The 18,687-nt window shown below is 35.4% G+C and carries 16 protein-coding genes and 1 tRNA gene; 3 read left to right on the top strand and 14 right to left on the bottom strand.

Annotated elements, in window-relative coordinates; translation table 11 throughout:
• Nucleotides 1-901 precede the first annotated feature (901 nt).
• The 10 genes from recJ to AAGD66_RS01890 form a co-directional block, all read right to left on the bottom strand.
• Nucleotides 902-2,641: a single-stranded-DNA-specific exonuclease RecJ gene (gene recJ, locus AAGD66_RS01935; protein ID WP_265041206.1), complete on the bottom strand. Its 1,740-nt coding sequence runs from the start codon at nucleotides 2,639-2,641 to the stop codon at nucleotides 902-904.
• Nucleotides 2,642-2,701: 60 nt separating this feature from the next.
• Complete coding sequence (locus AAGD66_RS01930; RefSeq protein ID WP_264954149.1) at nucleotides 2,702-2,890, bottom strand: hypothetical protein; 189 nt, start codon at nucleotides 2,888-2,890, stop codon at nucleotides 2,702-2,704.
• Complete coding sequence (locus tag AAGD66_RS01925; protein WP_265024640.1) at nucleotides 2,887-3,069, bottom strand: hypothetical protein; 183 nt, start codon at nucleotides 3,067-3,069, stop codon at nucleotides 2,887-2,889. Before AAGD66_RS01925 ends, AAGD66_RS01930 begins: the two co-directional genes overlap by 4 nt.
• A 535-nt stretch (nucleotides 3,070-3,604) precedes the next feature.
• A complete protein-coding gene (locus AAGD66_RS01920) occupies nucleotides 3,605-4,906 on the bottom strand; it encodes a cbb3-type cytochrome c oxidase subunit I (RefSeq protein ID WP_264724197.1) in 1,302 nt (433 codons plus the stop codon).
• On the bottom strand, nucleotides 4,899-6,194 hold the full coding sequence (locus AAGD66_RS01915; RefSeq protein WP_265024642.1) for a Na+/H+ antiporter NhaC family protein: 1,296 nt from the start codon (nucleotides 6,192-6,194) through the stop codon (nucleotides 4,899-4,901). Before AAGD66_RS01915 ends, AAGD66_RS01920 begins: the two co-directional genes overlap by 8 nt.
• Before the next feature lie 283 nt (nucleotides 6,195-6,477).
• Nucleotides 6,478-8,931 carry an endopeptidase La gene (gene lon / locus AAGD66_RS01910; RefSeq protein ID WP_155968871.1) on the bottom strand — a complete coding sequence of 818 codons (2,454 nt, stop codon included), beginning with the start codon at nucleotides 8,929-8,931 and terminating at the stop codon, nucleotides 6,478-6,480.
• Nucleotides 8,932-8,946: 15 nt separating this feature from the next.
• Nucleotides 8,947-10,224 carry an ATP-dependent Clp protease ATP-binding subunit ClpX gene (gene clpX / locus AAGD66_RS01905; RefSeq protein WP_006279985.1) on the bottom strand — a complete coding sequence of 426 codons (1,278 nt, stop codon included), beginning with the start codon at nucleotides 10,222-10,224 and terminating at the stop codon, nucleotides 8,947-8,949.
• The gene (gene clpP, locus AAGD66_RS01900; RefSeq protein WP_006280254.1) at nucleotides 10,224-10,850 is read right to left on the bottom strand and encodes an ATP-dependent Clp endopeptidase proteolytic subunit ClpP; all 627 of its coding nucleotides are present in this window, start codon (nucleotides 10,848-10,850) and stop codon (nucleotides 10,224-10,226) included. Before clpP ends, clpX begins: the two co-directional genes overlap by 1 nt.
• Before the next feature lie 11 nt (nucleotides 10,851-10,861).
• A complete protein-coding gene (tig, locus tag AAGD66_RS01895) occupies nucleotides 10,862-12,196 on the bottom strand; it encodes a trigger factor (protein ID WP_155968869.1) in 1,335 nt (444 codons plus the stop codon).
• A 158-nt stretch (nucleotides 12,197-12,354) separates the two neighbouring features.
• Nucleotides 12,355-12,436, bottom strand: a tRNA-Leu gene (locus AAGD66_RS01890).
• Between the two features lie 140 nt (nucleotides 12,437-12,576).
• Between AAGD66_RS01890 and AAGD66_RS01885 the strand changes: the two genes are divergently transcribed.
• Both AAGD66_RS01885 and gshB read left to right on the top strand, forming a co-directional pair.
• On the top strand, nucleotides 12,577-13,173 hold the full coding sequence (locus AAGD66_RS01885; RefSeq protein WP_006279461.1) for a BON domain-containing protein: 597 nt from the start codon (nucleotides 12,577-12,579) through the stop codon (nucleotides 13,171-13,173).
• A 60-nt stretch (nucleotides 13,174-13,233) separates the two neighbouring features.
• Nucleotides 13,234-14,163 (top strand): glutathione synthase, encoded by a 930-nt coding sequence (gshB, locus tag AAGD66_RS01880; protein ID WP_264724119.1) that lies wholly within the window; start codon nucleotides 13,234-13,236, stop codon nucleotides 14,161-14,163.
• Here gshB and murG read toward each other — a convergent pair.
• Nucleotides 14,148-15,179 carry an undecaprenyldiphospho-muramoylpentapeptide beta-N-acetylglucosaminyltransferase gene (gene murG / locus AAGD66_RS01875; RefSeq protein WP_155968867.1) on the bottom strand — a complete coding sequence of 344 codons (1,032 nt, stop codon included), beginning with the start codon at nucleotides 15,177-15,179 and terminating at the stop codon, nucleotides 14,148-14,150. The two genes, gshB and murG, sit on opposite strands and share 16 nt — an antisense overlap.
• A 69-nt stretch (nucleotides 15,180-15,248) precedes the next feature.
• Between murG and AAGD66_RS01870 the strand changes: the two genes are divergently transcribed.
• Complete coding sequence (locus AAGD66_RS01870; RefSeq protein WP_006279962.1) at nucleotides 15,249-15,641, top strand: hypothetical protein; 393 nt, start codon at nucleotides 15,249-15,251, stop codon at nucleotides 15,639-15,641.
• Between the two features lie 5 nt (nucleotides 15,642-15,646).
• On the opposite strand, the gene lpdA is transcribed toward AAGD66_RS01870, so the two are convergent.
• The 3 genes from lpdA to AAGD66_RS01855 form a co-directional block, all read right to left on the bottom strand.
• Complete coding sequence (gene lpdA / locus AAGD66_RS01865) at nucleotides 15,647-17,020, bottom strand: dihydrolipoyl dehydrogenase (RefSeq protein ID WP_151807945.1); 1,374 nt, start codon at nucleotides 17,018-17,020, stop codon at nucleotides 15,647-15,649.
• A 75-nt stretch (nucleotides 17,021-17,095) separates the two neighbouring features.
• Nucleotides 17,096-17,518 (bottom strand): IS110 family transposase, encoded by a 423-nt coding sequence (locus tag AAGD66_RS01860; RefSeq protein WP_049973639.1) that lies wholly within the window; start codon nucleotides 17,516-17,518, stop codon nucleotides 17,096-17,098.
• Nucleotides 17,519-17,841: 323 nt separating this feature from the next.
• Complete coding sequence (locus tag AAGD66_RS01855) at nucleotides 17,842-18,009, bottom strand: hypothetical protein (protein ID WP_155968863.1); 168 nt, start codon at nucleotides 18,007-18,009, stop codon at nucleotides 17,842-17,844.
• Nucleotides 18,010-18,687: the final 678 nt, after the last annotated feature.

Here is an 18,687-nt window from a genome sequence, read left to right as displayed (position 1 = left end):
ACAGCAAGAAAACAACGTAGTTGGCGTCTTATTTTTAATTTTTTGCACTATGTGCACCTTATGTCTTCACAACATTTCTGGGTTTTTACCTATATAAGCTGAAACGCGCTTATAAGTCGTTTAAGACAGTATAGTACGCCAATTTGCAGGATTAGAGAGTGACAACTAGCTAACACGGGGTTTCTTTTGCCTTTTTTTCTGCTTAGTAAATTTCTTAAACATTTGCAGCGTAGGTTAGTTGCATTCAAAAGCAGCTAAATTGCAGTGTTTAAGACTTAAAAACGCCAATACTGAAAATAGACAATGACTAGGGTTTCTTTTGCCTTTTTTTTCATTTGGTAAATTTTTTAATGTTTATGGCTAAACGACAACCGTCATCCCGCTGCTTGTTAGCGGGATCTCTTGTTAGCGCCGCGGAGGTATGACGGTTCGTGGCGGCGTGACGATAAGCTCGTCATCCCGCTGCTTGTTAGCGGGATCTAGAGATACCGCGAATGAATCGCGGTATGACGGTTCGCGGAGGTATGACGGTTCGTGGCGGCGTGACGATAAGCTCGTCATCCCACTGCTTGTTAGCGGGATCTAGAGATACCGCGAATGAATCGCGGTATGACGGTTCGCGGCGGTATGACGGTTCGCAGTGGCATGACGATAAGCTCGTCATCCCGCTACTTGTTAGCGGCTAAGAGATACCGCGAATGAATCGCGGTATGACGGTTAAGTAGGGTGTCATCCCAGTGTCACGCACTGGGATGACATTATAGGAGCACTGGGATGACACCCTCTTGGATGGAAATCAGTGTCAGATAATTTCATGACACCAGTTGTTGTAAACTCACTTTTTCTCGATTTTTTGGTTTATCTTGTCTACCTATTTTGCCACTCTGCTGAACAGATACACTCAACTAATGGTCAATACATCTTCTATTAAAAATTGTACAAATTCATTGCCATTCCAGTAATTCATAGAGATTTTACCCAAAATAGCTTTAACATTACCCTGCATGATAGCAGAGCCAAGATGAGTATTTGCAGAACGAAATGCAATAGCTTTTACCATAACATTATCATCAGCAATAAAACATTTTATATGGTCAACTCCTATAACTTCAGGCTTTCTTATCTTTGCTCCTTGGATAATAAACCTTGGTTCAGGATTTCCAACTCCAAATGGTCCCAAGCGTTGCAATTGATTCCATAAAGACAAATTTATTGCTTTAGCAGTTACTATACTATCAGCTTTTAAAGTTTTCTCATTTATAGAGTTTGAAAATCTTTCAGTAAAAAAATCATGCAAATCATTTATTTTGTCTTCTTTAATTGAAAATCCTGCCGCCATACTATGGCCACCACCTTCAATAATCAAATTTATAAACTTTGCGGAAAGGACTGCAGCACCGATATCAACTCCCAAAATTGATCTACAGCTTGCTTTTCCTATTCCATTATTTAAAGATATCACTACTGTTGGCAAGTGAAACTGCTCCTTTAGCCTTGATGCAATTATACCAATTATTCCCTGGTGCCAATTGCCACTTATCATTATAAAATTCGCACCTGATTGGGTAGACTCTTCCGCTTGTGCTGTAGCTTCCAAGAGAGCCTCATTTTCTAACACTTTTCTTGCATTATTCAAATCTATTAATTTTAGCGCGATTGAATGTGCCTCTTCTTCATCATCGGTGGAAAGCAACCTTGCACCGAGCGATGCTTCTCCAATTCTTCCTCCAGCATTTATGCACGGTCCAATGCTAAACCCCAACCGCGAAACACTTGGTTTTTCAAGGATTCCCAAAGCATCAAATAAAACACGCAAGCCAACGTTTTTTCTTGTTGACATAACTTTTAATCCTTGTGAGACAAGTGCTCTATTGAGGCCTGTGATCTGCATAACATCACAGACAGTTCCCAGAGCAACCAAATCCAATAGATCAAATAAATCTGGTTCTTTTTTATTGGTAAAAAATCCTTGCTCACGTAGGCTTTTATTAAGAGCAACAATTAGCAGAAATGACACTCCAACTGCTGCTAGGTTATTATAAGGAGAGCTCTCATCAAGGCGGTTTGGATTCACAACTGCTACGGCGCTTGGTAATTTTTCCGTACCAAGGTGATGGTCAACAACTATAATATCAAGACCAAAAGCCTTTGCATCTTCTATTGGTTGATATGCAAGCGTACCACAATCAACGGAAATACATAAATCAATTCCATTCTTTTTAAGTTGTAATAAAGCATCTGTGTTTAATCCATAACCCTCATCAACACGATCTGGAATGTAGATTATAGAGTGTATACCGATTGCTCTTAGGTACCTGTTAATCAATGCTGACGATGTTGCACCATCAACATCATAGTCACCAAATATTGCAAGGTTTTCATCATTTTTTATTGCCCGTATTATACGAGAAACAGCTTTATCCATATCAAGAAGGTGAAAGGGATCTGGTAATAGCGATCTGATTAGTGGATATAAGAAGTCGCTTGCATTTTCTATGTTAACACCACGAGTAACCAATATTCTTGCTAATATTTCTGGTAACTCAAATCTCTGTGTAAGAGTTAAGATTTGCCTTTGATCTGCTTCTTGCAACTTCCACAATGCATTTGTTATGCTGCGCTTTTCAATTTCAAGTAGCATATTCTTTCTTTGTAAATAAAACTACTTTACCAGAATTTTTAAGCTTGTTCTATAATTGTATTAGACTTCTGCATAACCTAAACTAAGTAGAAAAAAGGTATCATCTAAGTAGCTGACACTGGTCTCCATCCAAGAGGGCAGTAGCCCCTTCGGTGTCATTCCAGCGCGTGACCAGGTCTTTTTAGCTATCATAGGATGACAGAAGCAGACACTCCACTTTGTCGTTCCAGTGCCTCCTTTTTTTGTCATTCCAGTGCCCCTATGATGTCATCCAAGTAGCCTCCCTCTCCTGTCATCCCAGTGCTCCTTTTTTTGTCATCCGAGTAGCTGACACTAGGATCCAGGTTGCTCACAAGCAAACTAGTATAGAAAGTGGTTACAACGTTTCCGATGAGATTGCAGAAAGGCTGGATCCCAGTGTCAAGCACTGGGATGACACCCTCCTAGTAGAAACGCTTTTGTAATTGCAACATTCGTGCAATCTTTAGCCATAAACATTAAGAAATTTACCAAACGAAAAAAAAGGCAAAAGAAGCCCCATGGTTGGCTAATTACTTACATTATACTTTCAAGTATGGCGTTTTTTTATTCTAAACGTTTAATAACCACGACTCAGCTGCTTTTAAATCGCAACTAATCTAAATTATAAACGTTAAGAAATTTACTAAACAGAAAAAAAGGCAAAAGAAACCCTAAGGTAGCTAATTATTCACTATCCATTTTTTAAGTTGGCGTTTTTTAATGTTTTAAATGCTTTATAAGCGTATTTCAGCTTGTGTAGGTAAAAACCCAGAAATTTGATAAAGACATAGAGTGCACATAGTGCAAAAAATTAAACATGAGACGCCAGATACGTGAGTTTTTTTGTCATTTAATCTGTACAGAGAAGATAAATAAATAGCTTCAGTACCATGATAAGGGGGCTGGCGGAGTTTGTCAAGGAAGTTTTTTCGTTTCTATGGGTCAGTTGGTACGCGCTTTGCCTTTTAACAGATGTAAAAGCACAATTATTACGAACAACATTCCACCAACAACTGATATAGCGCCACCTATAATGAAGCACGTGCGTGCTAACATTGACGAAATACTTGGCAGATCTGCAACCTTCCTTAAAGCACCATATCCACCAAGCCACACAAGGCCAGTGATATGGAGAAAATGCCCTATACTGTAGGCATAAATCTGTAATCTTACCATGGAACTTTTTATCTCTTTAAAGTTTAATTTAGGTAACATCCAGTAGACAAAATTCATAAAAGCTATAGTGATACCAACTACAGAACCATGGTAATGAGCGGGAATGGTGACATTTCCTTCAATAGCCAGCACTCCAAGCACATCTCCATAAATGAACAACAAGAATGAATGTAATAAATAGTTGCTTTTATTATTAATAAAAGTTCTGATGTTGCAGCACACTAATATTATCAAAAAGCACGGCAAAACTGCTCCAGCAATCCTCATATGCCAAGTAAAAAACTGTATTAACTTGGCACTATCAACTGGATAAACAAAATATACAAACGGTGCGCCTACAGCTAAAATCGTGTTTATAAATAGTGGTAAAATAGTAATTTTATTGCTTGAAGCTAAACTAATATCATTGGAACTTAGCATTATTAAATAGACTAAAAACATTCCTTGAGTAAAAGCAAACTGCAATAAATGTCCGCCTCCCCAAAAGAGATATTCGTAAAACAAATTCTTATCTGAGTGATATAGACCTGGAGGCATATTATTATATGCTAAAACAAAGCAAAGAAATGACGATACAAGTATAATAACTAGCCCAATTTGCCCAACAGAGAGAAATGAAACCTCTTTTTTTGATGTGTATGCTAGCATTGTATTTACTAATATACTGGCAATAAATAAACTGAGTCCAAGTAAAAATAATTTGTTTTGTAATACGGGAATATAGTTACTTTTGATAACTTCAGTGTTTGGAACGAATGCGGATATAAACATGAGCAGCATCGAAAGGGTTGATAGAACCCATGAAAAGTTAAACCAACTATTGGTATTTTGTAGGTTTATGATAAAGAGCAGAGATATTATAGAGCACATCCACACTAAAATTGACAAGTTCACGTGTATCACCAGCGCATTATCAAAAATATATTGTGCAGAAGGAACAAGAGAGGAGATAAAAGGCAATCGTAGAAAAATAACAATTATTGACAGTAACCCAGAGCAAGCAAGGGCACATACTGCTAGGAATATCCATCTTTTACAAAGTGAAGCATTGTCTTGTATGTTAAGCACAATCTTTTTTCTCAATTTTGTTCAATACAATATATAACACTGCAATAATACCTAAAACATAGCAATAGTATACGTGTGGCACGACTGCCAAAGGTGAAACTCCAGCAATAGTGCTAGCCAAAAGCAATTGAGCGCCATACGGTATTAATCCTTGAAATACACAAGAAAATATGCCTAGCCATGCTGCACTATAGTGAGGCGGTATTTCATATTTCTTAGCAATATCTCTAGCAATTTCACCACTAAAAATTATAGCGATGGTGTTATTTGCAAGTAAAATATCAAATATACTGACTATTTTTGCAATAAATAACTGCGCAGTTTTTTGTCCACCACGTTGTATCATAACCCAAGATGAAAGTTTATCTGCAAACTCCTTAGAATTTTTACCTACCAGTCCTGAAAGTCCGCCAACCATCAATGACAGTAGCATAATTTCATGCATACTCATAAACCCCTTAGTGATGTTTTGGCTTAAAAACAATAAACCATAATTGTTGTTATTTATAAATCCAATGATTCCAGCAAAAGTTATGCTTAAAACCAATGCCGTAAATACATTTATTCCAAAGTTTGCAAGCAATATAAGTATGATGTAAGGAGCCACAAGCAATAAAGAATACTCCTTAACTGAAATAGCAGCACTATTGCTTGAGCTATAAAATAATATAATTATTGTGAATATAGAAGCAATTAGTGCCACTTTTGCATTCAGTTTTAATTTTTTCTTTATATCAGCCTTTTGAGACATCACAGATGCAATTGTAGTATCAGAGATAATAGATAAATTGTCGCCAAACATTGCTCCTCCTACAACAGTTGCAACTCCTAAGGAAGGAGAAATCCCAGCTTGTGTCAGTTCAACTGCAACAGGAGCAATTGTTGCAATGGTGCCCATTGATGTACCAATAGCAGTGGAGATGAAAGCTGCTACAAAAAATAATCCTATGAGTAAAAATTGTGTTGGTATAAATGAAAGAGCCAAATTAACTGTGGCATCAGCACTACCGATTGCTTTAGTTACTTCACTGAATGCACCTGCAAGTAAAAAAATGATGCACATAGTGATAATATTACGATCTCTTACCCCATCTAGAAAGGCATACATTTTTTCTTCAGTATTGCCCTTGTATAAAACCCAACCCAGAGCTATGGCAGGAACAATGGCTACCAGTGGAGATAACTGATAAAAAGCATTTGACACGCCAAGAACAGTAAAATATATGCCGCTTCCTACAAAAAGAAATAGGAACAGTAAAATAGGCAAAAAATTTGTAAAATAAAACATACCTCAGCTCTGATAAACGCAAATCAACTATGATATAATTTATATTATTATAAACCACAGTTGGCACCTTGACCAATGTTTTTCTAGAAAGCAATCTACCAGAAAAGGTTTCCATGAAAAGGACTATTATAATATATCATCTACTTGAATTAAACTGGGAGATAGAATAAGTAAAAAATATGAATGACATAACAACAAAGCAAGTCATATCCTTATGGGATGCACAAGTTGGTGGATTTTTGCCGGATAAAAGAGAAATGGAGATTGATAATATTTTTTTAATCTAATGCTTCAATGTTTCCGACATAGGAAAAGTATCATCTTTACTTTCTATAGAGGAAGGCACACTATTTTGATTATCATCACCATCAATTGGAGTAGTAGGGTGCATTAAAGCAACTTTCATAACTTCATCAATATTCTTAGCAAAAACTACGTTGATCCCCTCTTTGATGCTTGCCGGAATCTCTTGCATATCTTTCTCATTTTCACTTGGTATAATCACAGTTTTGATTGATCCTCTGAGCGCTGCAAGCAATTTTTCTCTTAAGCCCCCAATAGCTAAAACTCTACCACGCAATGTCACTTCGCCTGTCATAGCAACATTTTTGTTAACTGGTATATTCGTCATAAGAGAAACAATAGACGTACATACCGCGCCGCCAGCAGAAGGGCCATCTTTTGGTACTGCACCCTCAGGTACATGTAAATGTATATCATTATTTTGGAATTTTTCGGGCTTTATACCAAAAAACAAACAATTTGATCGAATATAACTATACGCAGCTTTTATAGATTCTTGCATAACCTCTCCAAGCTTTCCTGTGTATTTTATTTCTCCCTTGCCCGGAATTAGGACTGATTCTATCATCAAAATATCACCACCTGTTTCAGTATAGGCGAGCCCAGTTACTATTCCTACTAAACTCTCATTTTCCGCAATGCCAAAGGTATATTTACGTACCCCTAAATAATCTTGTAAATTGTCAACCCCTACGGATATTTTCTTATTTTTATCAGTCAATATTTCTTTAACTGCCTTTCTCATGAGCTTTGCAAGCTCCCTTTCCATACTTCGCACACCACTTTCACGTGTATATAAACGTATCAACTCGTATAACGCCTCATTAGTTATGTCCCATTCCTTCTGATACAAACCATGCTCCTTCTTTAACTTCGGAATAAGGTGGTGTGTAGCAATACTGATTTTTTCATCTTCAGTATACCCGGACAATTGTATAATTTCCATCCTATCACGCAAAGGATGTGGTAAATTTAAGCTGTTTGCCGTAGCTACAAACATTACACTTGAAAGATCAAACTCAACTTCCAAGTAATGATCCGTAAAGTGTTTATTGTGCTCAGTATCTAAAACCTCAAGTAATGCAGACGCAGGATCGCCACGCGAATCAGAACCCATCTTATCTATTTCATCAAGCAGAAAAAGCGGGTTGCATGAATTAGCTTTTTTCATGTGTTGAATGATTTTACCAGGCATTGAGCCAATATAAGTTTTCCTATGCCCTCGTATCTCAGACTCATCACGCACACCACCAAGAGCTATGCGAACAAAATCTCTTCCTACTGCTCTTGCCATAGACTTAGCTAAAGAAGTTTTACCAACACCTGGCGGTCCAACTAAGCAAAGTATAGGACCTTTTATCTCTTTTACTCTTTTTAATACCGCTAAAAATTCTATTATTCTATCTTTTACTTTCTCTATGCCATAATGATTTTCATCTAAGATTTTCTTAGCTGCATTTAAGTTAATTTTTGCATCTTTGTACTTTCCCCATGGCAACTCAAGCAACCAATGCAAGTAACTAGATATAACTGTAGCTTCAGGAGAAATGGGATTCATTTTCTTGTATCTCTTCAAATCAGTTATAGCTTTCTCTCTTGCTTCCTGAGAAAGCTTTGTTTCATTTATCTTTTTTTCAAATTCATTGAGTATATTCCCTTCATCACCATTCTCAAATTCGCCTAATTCTTTCTGTATAGCTTTCAATTGCTCGTTAAGGTAGTAAACTTTCTGAGTGCTTTCAACTTGCGATTTAATTGTCTTATATAAACGGTTTTGTGCGTTCAAAATACTCATTTCTCTCTCAATAAAAGCAAAAGCTTTTTTTAAACGCTCTTCTGGGTCATAAGCCTCAAGTATGCTTTGTTTATCTGATACTTTTATATTTAAATGTGAAGCTACCGTGTCTACAAGTTGATCAACTTCTTTGATTTGATCAATGGAGTTAATGGCAACCTCGGGCTGATTTTTCTTGTTTAGCTTACACCAGCTATCGAACGCGTCTACAACAGATCGCCTTAAAGCTTCTAAGTCAATATTGTCTTCATCTTCTTTATAATGACTGTCTAACTCTACCCTGGCTTGTAATAAAGTATGAGAGCTAATATATTCTACAACTCTTCCCCTTCTTATCCCCCGGATTATAACTTTTACTGCATTGTCAGGTAATTTTATTAACGGTTGTACAATGCTTGCTAACACACCTACTTCATAAAGATCTTCAGGCTCTGGATTATCAACAGAGCCATCTTTCTGTGCTACAAGAAAAATCTCATTTTGGTGATTACTACTACTTATTGCATACTCTAGTGCATTAACAGATTTTTCTCTGCCTATGAATAAAGGCACCATTATATTTGGAAAAATTACTACATCTCTTAAAGGTAATACTGGCAATGCAGTAAAACTAGAGCTTACAGCACGTTCAATGTTCATAATATATGCCTCAAATTAATCATTAACCGTTATAACATTGCCATTGTTATTATGATTAACCGTTGCTTTTCCTAATTCTACCATTTTCTTAGTGATTACTATAGTGCTACCTTCAAAGCCTCCGTTTCCAGATGTATACATAATGTCAAGCAAAAGTGACTCCAAGATAGCACGTAACATTCTTGCACCTGTTTTGTAGCTTATAGCCTTTTTAGCAATAGCTGATATTGCTTCATCTGAAAACTCAAGGTTTACTTTGCTAAACGCAAGCAATGCTTTGTACTGTTTTATTAGTGCATTCCTTGGCTCTGTCAACACATGTATTAAATCTTCATGATCCAGCTCATCTAAAACAGCAGTTATTGGAACCCGCCCTACAAATTCGGGTATTAAACCGAATTTGATTAAATCTTCAGGTTGAACATCATGTAAAGCATTCTTTTTCTTTTGCTCTTTAGACTGACTTATATCTGCTCCAAAGCCAACTGACGTTCCCTTTTTTCTCGCTTCAATAATTTTATCGAGGCCTTCAAAAGCTCCTCCACAAATAAACAGTATGTTACTAGTATCCACTTGTATAAACTCTTGTTGTGGGTGTTTTCGCCCTCCTTGTGGCGGAACATAAGCAACTGTACCCTCCATAATCTTAAGCAGAGCTTGCTGGACCCCTTCACCTGAAACGTCACGGGTTATTGAAGTGCTTTCAGATTTTCTTGTAATCTTGTCTATTTCATCTATAAACACTATACCACGCTGTGCTTTTACAACGTCATAATTTGCAGCTTGTAATAAACGCGACAACACGCTTTCTACATCATCACCCACATAACCTGCCTCAGTTAAAGTTGTCGCATCAGCCATAGCAAATGGCACATCTGAAACTTTAGCAAGTGTTTTGGCTAGCAAAGTCTTACCAGAACCAGTGGGACCAATAAGCATTATATTTGACTTCTCGATTTCAATATCACTTATAGCATGAAATTGTACCATGGATTGACAATGGTTATACATAGCTACAGATAAAACGTGTTGCGCGTGTTCTTGACCTACAACATGCTTGCTGAGAAAGTTTTTTATATCCTCAGGTTTCTTTAGTAATAGCTTCATATCAGATATACGATCTGAATTAAAAGATCTATCTTTCTTTTGACTTATTGCTTTATGGGATAATTCTATGCACTCATTACAAATAAACACCTTTAAACCATCCGAAGAGTTAGTAATCAATTTATCTACTTCATCTTGCGCCTTGTTGCAAAAAGAACAGTAGTGTAAATCATTATTGTTATCCATTAACCCACCTTTTGTTTAACTTTAATATTTTCAATTTCAATATCTGTACGCTCAGCTATCACCCTGTCAATTAAGCCAATTTTCCTTGCTTCTTCAGGATCCATGAATTTATCTCTTTCCATCATTCCTTCAATTTTCTTCAGTGAATTTCCAGTATGTTTTTCATAAATTTGATTTAGTTTTTTCTTAACCCGCAAAATTTCATTAGCATGTATTTCTATATCAGTTGCTTGACCATGATAACCACCAGATGGCTGATGTATCATAATTCTTGAATGAGGTAGAGAGTAGCGCTTACCTTTTGTACCAGCTGCAAGCAATAAAGAACCCATAGATGCAGCTTGACCTATACATAAAGTTGAAACGTCTGGGTTTATATACTGCATTGTATCGTAGATCGACAAACCAGCAGTTACAACACCACCTGGTGAGTTGATGTACATACAAATGTCTTTATCGGGATTTTCCGATTCTAAAAATAAAAGCTGTGCTACTATTACACTGGCCATATTGTCTTCAATAGGACCTGTTACAAAAATTATTCTTTCTTTCACTAGTCTTGAATATATGTCATAAGCGCGCTCACCGCGACTAGTTTGTTCAACTACAATTGGTATAAGAGTCATACCTTTTCCTATTAAATATTATCAAATAATTCCTTTAATTCTTTCACAGAAACAATCTGCTCTTCTTTACTAACTTTTTCTATTATATAATCTGTCACTTTATACTCAAGCGCTTGCCCTCTAACTAATTCTTGAAATTGTTTATTTGATTCAAAATGCTTAAGTACTCTGTCAAATTGCACATCTTTACTGACATATTGATTTACAATAACACTCAAAACATCATTTTGAGTTAATGATATTTTATGTTCTGCACTAAATTTCATAAATAACATAGCAAGCTTTACACGTTTTTCAGCTTCTTTACGAGAATCATTTTGAGCACCCAATTCTCCTTCCATTCTTTGTTGCTCCTGTTTTACTATGTCTGTGGGTAAATCAAAACTATAATTAGCATCCAAATAATCAAACAGCTCCTTTTTAATTAAGAGATTTCTCATTTCGGTGCACTGATCACCAATCATTTTTTTTGCATGATTTATTAGCAAAGAATAATCTTTAAACCCAATACTCTTAGCTATTTCATCATCATTTTCAAAATCTTTGGCAATTTGAATCTCATTAACTCGCACAGAAAAATCAGCTTCCTGTCCTGCAAGGGAAATGGCTTGGTAATTTTCAGGAAATTTCAACTTAAAGTTCTTTGTTTCTCCCTTTTTCATACCAGTTAATTGATCTTCAAAACCATTAATAAATGTGCCAGACCCTAAATTAACGGCAAAATCTTTGCTACTTCCACCTTGAAAGAGCTTATTCCTAATCCGCCCTTCAAAATCAATTATCAATTTATCCCCATCTTTCGCTTGATAAGAAGCATCATCAACAGAGGCAAAATTGGGGAACTTTGTTTTGATAGAATCAATAAATTCTTTTATATCTTCCTCTTCAATCTTTGCTTCAATTTTCTTTAAGTTTATTTTGTCAAGATCTATCATCGGTACTTCAGGCATCGACTCAAAAGATAGCTTGTATACAAAATTGCCCTCCTCATTTTCTTTGCCCAGATCTGGTAATGATATAACATCAACCTTAGGATAAATGTGAGACTTGACTTCAATTTTTTTCATCAAATCACTTGAGCAATAATCAATTGTATTATTTATCACATATTCCAAAGCCTCGTTTTTATAATTTGCAACAACAAGGTCATAGGGCATCTTTCCAGCCCTAAATCCAGGTGATTTTGCATTTTCTGCTATCTCTTGCAACCTGGAATTTACCTTTTGTTTTATATAATCACTACCAACTGTGATTTCATACTCATACTTTAGTTTATCTATACTAAGCTCTTTGTAGGTATATACGCTACTTACTTCGACTGTATTTTGAGGTATATTATTAGACATCATAATTCATTTATTAACATTTTAATTCATATCTTAATAGAGTCATTTTACCAGAATTTAAGTTAAACACAATCCTTAAGAACAGGTTTTTACACAAACAAAAGTGTATTTAGTGATTATAAATTTTCCCTTAAAACCTAAGTTACATGACTTTAAAGTGCGGATAGAGGGACTTGAACCCCCACGAGCAAGCTCACCAGGACCTAAACCTGGCACGTCTACCAATTCCGCCATATCCGCAAGAAATTTTCAGTACCCTATTATAGGTATTCCATTAAAAATATTCAAGGTTTAAAGTCTTACTTAATTTATGGTATTTACACAATCAAAAAAGCTTATTAACATTTCTTAATGAAAGCTCTAAACCCTGAAAATCAATAATGAGATTAATAACAAGCTTCTTACTCGCAATTTTTTTGATTACACAAAGTGGTTGCACAACCCTTATAATAGGTGGTGTGGTGGCTACAGCGACAGCAACAGCAATAACAATGCAGGACAAATCCTTGGGAAATATCATTGATGATACGACTATGGTCATCAGAATTAATAAGGGGCTCTTAAAACATGGGCTATTTTCATCCATAAAGGTTAAAGTAAGTGAAGGAAGAGTATTGCTCATTGGAAGTGTTGACACTCCTGAAAAACAACTTACAGCAGAAAAAATAGCTTGGCAGCAAAAAGAAATTAAAGAAGTGATAAATGAAATAAGAGTAATACCAATTCAAATGGCTTCCATGCTAGACACCACTGTAGATGGCATGATAACAGCGGAAATAAGAACAAGACTCCTGGGAAAAAGAAATATTAAGTCAATTAATTATAGCGTTAATACGGTTGATAGAGTTGTTTATTTGATGGGTATAGCCCAAAATAAAGCGGAATTAAAAGCTGTAATAGCAATTGCAAGAAAAGTAAAGGGAGTAAAACAAGTTGTAAGTTATGTACGATATAGGTACAGTAAGTTACGCCATTAGGCAAAAATCGCTTTCAAATTATAACATTTGTACAATTGTGACAATAGGTAGAGAACATAAATGAAAGTTGCCTTTCAGATGGATGAAAATATAAATTTTGAAACTGACACTACATTCGTGCTAATAAAGGAAGCACAAAGGAGGAAGCACGAAGTTTTTGTCTATGCTCCTAACAATTTAGCACTAAAGCTAAACCATCCAATTGCTCTGGCTCAGAAAGTCAGCGTTGATGATTTTAGTTTTATCTCTAAAGATGATGTAGCAATCAACTTGAATGAAATGGACATCATATTTATCAGACAGGATCCACCCTTTGATATGCGTTATATTACAACAACATATATCTTAGAAAAAACCAGCGCATTGGTAATTAACAATCCAACAGAAATAAGAAATTGTCCTGAAAAATTGATAACTTCATTATTTCCAGAGCTAATTCCGCCAACTTTGATTACTGAAAATATATCAATGATTAGAGATTTCTACTACAACTATCAAGATATTATTCTGAAGCCATTGTATAGTTATGGAGGAAACGATGTGATAAGAATACAAGATGAGAATAGTATTCAAGTAGTAGTGGATCTCATGATAGCAAAATACGAATGCCCTGTGATTGCACAATCATTTTGTAAAAACATAGATAAAGATAAAAGAATATTGCTACTTTATGGCCAACCAATTGGTGTAATGAAACGAATTCCAAAAATCAGTGGAGAGATCAGAACAAACATGCGACTTGGAGCAAGTTTTGAGCCCGCTCAAATGAACGATAGAAACAATGAAATATGTAACAAAATTGGTCCTGAATTAAAGAAAAGAGGGCTAATATTTGTTGGTATTGATATTATAGATGACTTCCTGCTCGAAATTAACACAACTTCACCCACGGGAGTAGTTTATATCAATAAATTGTATAATATATCGCTAGAAAAGGATCTTTGGGACGTGTTTGAAGAAAAAGCAAGCAGCCATCAACTAAACCTGTGAACAATCACCTTAACAAACTCAGTAGTCCCATTCTTTATCCCTGTTTTTTCTGTACTATTGGTCATATCACGCAATTTTTGAGAATTATTTAATAGATCAAATAGTACCTCTGTTAGATTTTTTTTTGCTTCACTATTCTGCTTAACTATTATAGCTGCTCTCGAGTCTTCAATATATTTTGCGTTATAAAATTGGTGATTATCTTTTGAGTAAGGGTAAGGAATATATATAGCAGAACGCCTAGCAAGAGTGATCTCTGCTATTGAAGTTGCTCCTGCTCTGCTAATTACCAAGTGAGCATTGGCCAGTCTATTCTCCATATCATCAAAAAATTCACTCAATTCACAATCGATCTTTTCACTTTTGTATAGACTTTTGACCTTGTTTACATTTTTCTTCGTACATTGCTGCGTCACTCTAATTTTCTTTTTCATTTTAATAGGTAAATCACAAATTACGCTGCTTACTACATCATCAAAAAAATTTGCACCTTGGCTGCCTGCTATGACCAATATATTTAGGATTTTCTCAGTGCTAGAATGGCTCTGTGCTTTTATATCAACAAAATTTCCTGTAAAAATACATTTATTGCCCTCTGCATATTTAGTCTCCGGAAAGCTGGTTGCAATTAATTTTGCACTCTTGAAAAAGAATCTATTTACTCTCCCTAAAACTGTGTTTTGTTCATGTAAAATTATAGGTATAGAAAGAACTCTTGCTGCAAGAAGAGTTGGAAAAGAAGCATAGCTACCAAAACCAATGACCGATTTTGGTTTTAATTTTCTTACTTGATACAGTGCTAACATAGAGCTGTATATCAAGAAAAGGAAAAACTTAAATTTGTTGCTGCTTGGTTTACATAATGGCAAGGTGTAGTTTCCCACGTCAGTATTTTTATTTGTTTTTTTATCAGTAAATACTATGCAACTATATCCTTGTGCCTTTAGTGCTCTTGCTAAAGTTATAGCTGGAAAAATGTGTCCGCCTGTGCCACCTGTTGCTAAAATAATATCCATCTGTAAATAATAAATCCTAGATTGTTAACTGTTATTTAACAATTTGCACGTAGAATTTTATTAAGCGTTATGATAGTTGAGTTAAAAATGCCTAAAAGTAATAGTAAAAAAGAACCTAATGAGAAAAATAAACCTCAAGAACAAAGAGAAGGCAGAAGCGGAGGTTTTTTAGAACTGCTAAAAAATATAATAAAAATTCTTTTCAATTCGGTCGTTGACCTACCTGAGCACGAGCAGCATAATAAAATGAAAAGCACTAATCTACAACAAGGTTTGGATACTAAAGGAAAAGGCCCAGAAGATCTTCATCCAAAGGCAAAGCTTGAAGTTAAAGAAGCAGCTAAGGGATTGAAAGAAGAGTTACAGAATTCTGATGCTGGTGGTAATCAATCTATTGAAACTAAAGTGCCTAATCAAACTACTACTCAAGACATTGACAACTCTAAAACGATGGAACGTTAGTTCAACTATTTAACATCTGCAGCAAGCACTGATTCATGTATCATCTCTGAAATGGTTGGATGAGGAAAAATCGTAGATTTTATGTCGAAGTCTGTTCCTTCTAGTTGCTTTGCAAGAGCAAAATTGCTAATTAACTCCGTTACTTCTGCACCTATCATGTGGCTACCCAGAATTTCTCCGGTTTTTTTATCTATAATCGTTTTCACTAACCCTTCAGTTTCACTGAGTGCAACAGACTTACCATTAAAGTTAGAGTGAAATTTTCCTATTTTTATATCATACCCACCTTTTATTGCCTGTTCCTCAGTAAGGCCGATGCTCGCTATTTGTGGATGAGAATAAGTGCAATTTGGTATGCATTCTTTTTTTAACGCATGAGCATTTTTACCAGCAATCTTTTCAATGCAGATCACGGCTTCATGGCTCGCTTTATGTGCTAAACATGGTGGGCCAGCTACATCACCTATTGCATACACATTTGATTCACTAGTTTCATACCATTCATTCGTTTCAATAAAGCCAGAAGGGCTTAATTTAATTTTTGTATTTTCTAAACCTATATTTTCAATATTTGCTTGAATTCCAACCGCAACAATCACCCTCTCAAATTCTTTGCTCTCACCACTACTTAGTAGCACTTGAGCAGAGTCTTTACTTTTAGTAAGAGCTTTTACGCTACTGCTTGTATATATTTCTATCCCCTGTTTTGTGAATATTTCTTGTGCTAAATCTGAAATGTCCTTATCCTCCAGCGGCAAAATAGTGCTCTTTATCTCTATGATTGTTACATCAACACCCAAAGTACTATAAAAACTTGCAAATTCTATTCCAATTGCACCAGACCCTATAATTAGTAGCGATTTTGGTAATCTCTCTGGAGTCATAGCGTGCTGCGCATTCCATATTAAATCTCCATCTGCCTCTATTCCAGGCAGATTCCGTGCCCTCACGCCTGTTGCTAAAATGATATGCTTGGAAACAATTTCTTGTTCTTCCTTATCGCTAACGACTTTTATAGTACCATTGCCTGCAAGTTTACCAAAACCTTGATGAACTTTGATATTATTTTTTTTCATCAAATATGCAACACCGCTTGACAATTTATCAACAACGTTTCTTGAGTATTTCACTATTGATTGTATATCAAAATTCGCTCCCTTTACTTCTATACCAAACTCTTTTGATCTTTTTATTAGCCTATAAACCTCAGATGCTCTAAGCAGTGATTTTGTTGGTATACATCCCCAATTTAAGCATATACCGCCTAAATTTTTTTCTTTTTCCACAATTGCAGTTTTAAACCCAAGCTGTGCCGCCCTAATTGCCGCTATATAACCACCAGGACCGCTACCTATAACCGTAATATCATACTCATTCATCAGTTTTCTTCGTATTCAAAAAGATTATATATAACAGATGGAACCCATACAATCAATGGTCTGTCATCTACCGTCTTAAGAGTCAAGATAAAAGTTGTTATTTTTTATCATGGCATTTAAACAAACGATAATTTTTCTCATGACAGCAACTAATGCAACCTTAGCAGCTTTGCCAGAATCAACCAAACGCTGATAAAACGCTTTCATTTTTCTGTTGTGGCGCATAGCAACAAGAGCTGACATGTATAGTGCTTTCCTTGCATAAAACCTGCCTCCTTTGATTTGAGCTTTGCCAACTTTTCTTCCACTTTCACTAGTTTTAGGTGCAACTCCAACTAAGCATGCAATTTCTCTATTCTCTAATCTACCAAGCTCAGGCACCTCTGTCAGTAGAACGCTCGCCGTCTTTGATCCAATACCTTTATAGCTGATTAAAAGCTCATTTTTTCCTTTCAATTCAGCTATTGCGTCTTCTATGTCTTGCCTAATTTCTTTCAATTGTTTTTCAGCAAACCCTATCTGTCTTTCTATGTATTCTCTAGCTTTTCCCGTCGCACTTTGCAGGCGACACTTGTTTGCATGAATTGCATCATTTAAATTACGCTCAACTGCCCCCAGCTCCTTTAATTCCTCTTGCTTTTGTGAAATTATACATCCTTTTACTTCACCGTCTTTACTGACAAATTCAGCGTATTTTTCCAGTAATTTAGCATCTAACTTGTCAGTTTTTGCAAAATGATTGCAAGCTTTGGCAAATGCATATACCCGATTCGGGTGAGCTTTATGGACAGTTATCTTGCAACAATTTTATAATGAGCTTTTCATAGCCACCAGCTTACACATAACTTGATGGGTAAATCGACTATATTTGTTTCTATAAACTTAGATATAGCATCACTCACGTTTGCTATGCGCTTATGCTTGCCATTAATTGAGATGTCCAATGCTTCCTTGGAAACATCTACTCCCATGAAAATTATTCTAGCCATTTTTGTACCTATAAATATAATCAAACAATAATGCAAAATGCTGTATACAGGATTGTAATTCGATCTTTTAGATCCACCTACCGTTCGTACTACATTTTGCTTTAAGCCTTACTATTACCCACAAATAAAAACATAGTATTGTATTTACTCAAATAATTTAATTTTATTAACCTGAAAGCTTATTAGATTAAAATTATTAAACTAAGAGTTATAATTTTAGCAACTAAAAGCTGTAAATTGCACCATATAAACAGTTATTTCAAGCAAAAGTTATGCCATTAAGAGCTATGCAACAAACATTTATATTTGTGGGTAATAGTAAGATCTAAATCCGATAGAGCATTGTTGGCACACCATCAAAAGTCGCCTCAGACCTCTAATGCATTAATGTACAAACTTACACCTTTTAGTTGGTAATACCATTTTAGACGTTTATCATTCGTTTTAGAAAATACTATAGTAGCGGAATGACGAATTTTTGTTTTTCAAATTGTCAGTAAATCTAAGTCAGTTTAGCTATATAAAACATAGTATAAAAAGAGCTATTTTAGCAAAATTTTAAACAAATAAAGTTAATTACTTCACAATTGATACCTTACGAGAAAAGCACATTTGATACAGATTTAAAATACAAGTTAACGAATTATTATGATTTTTACCAAGATAATAATATAGTAA

The sequence above is a fragment of the Wolbachia endosymbiont (group A) of Dendrolimus pini genome, assembly GCF_964026835.1.
Lineage (GTDB): Bacteria > Pseudomonadota > Alphaproteobacteria > Rickettsiales > Anaplasmataceae > Wolbachia > Wolbachia pipientis.
Note: the sequence above shows the minus strand (reverse complement) of the source record. Positions and strands in the feature narration are given on the sequence as shown.

Excerpts from the sequence above, each read along its gene's own strand:
- AAGD66_RS01855 (WP_155968863.1), bottom strand. The coding sequence starts at position 18,009 with ATGGCTAGAATAATTTTCATGGGAGTAGATGTTTCCAAGGAAGCATTG.
- tig (WP_155968869.1), bottom strand. The coding sequence starts at position 12,196 with ATGTCTAATAATATACCTCAAAATACAGTCGAAGTAAGTAGCGTATAT.
- recJ (WP_265041206.1), bottom strand. The coding sequence starts at position 2,641 with ATGCTACTTGAAATTGAAAAGCGCAGCATAACAAATGCATTGTGGAAG.
- AAGD66_RS01915 (WP_265024642.1), bottom strand. The coding sequence starts at position 6,194 with ATGTTTTATTTTACAAATTTTTTGCCTATTTTACTGTTCCTATTTCTT.
- lpdA (WP_151807945.1), bottom strand. The coding sequence starts at position 17,020 with ATGAATGAGTATGATATTACGGTTATAGGTAGCGGTCCTGGTGGTTAT.
- clpX (WP_006279985.1), bottom strand. The coding sequence starts at position 10,224 with ATGGATAACAATAATGATTTACACTACTGTTCTTTTTGCAACAAGGCG.
- clpP (WP_006280254.1), bottom strand. The coding sequence starts at position 10,850 with ATGACTCTTATACCAATTGTAGTTGAACAAACTAGTCGCGGTGAGCGC.
- gshB (WP_264724119.1), top strand. The coding sequence starts at position 13,234 with ATGAAAGTTGCCTTTCAGATGGATGAAAATATAAATTTTGAAACTGAC.
- AAGD66_RS01870 (WP_006279962.1), top strand. The coding sequence starts at position 15,249 with ATGATAGTTGAGTTAAAAATGCCTAAAAGTAATAGTAAAAAAGAACCT.
- murG (WP_155968867.1), bottom strand. The coding sequence starts at position 15,179 with ATGGATATTATTTTAGCAACAGGTGGCACAGGCGGACACATTTTTCCA.
- AAGD66_RS01885 (WP_006279461.1), top strand. The coding sequence starts at position 12,577 with ATGAGATTAATAACAAGCTTCTTACTCGCAATTTTTTTGATTACACAA.
- lon (WP_155968871.1), bottom strand. The coding sequence starts at position 8,931 with ATGAACATTGAACGTGCTGTAAGCTCTAGTTTTACTGCATTGCCAGTA.
- AAGD66_RS01930 (WP_264954149.1), bottom strand. The coding sequence starts at position 2,890 with ATGACAAAAAAAGGAGGCACTGGAACGACAAAGTGGAGTGTCTGCTTC.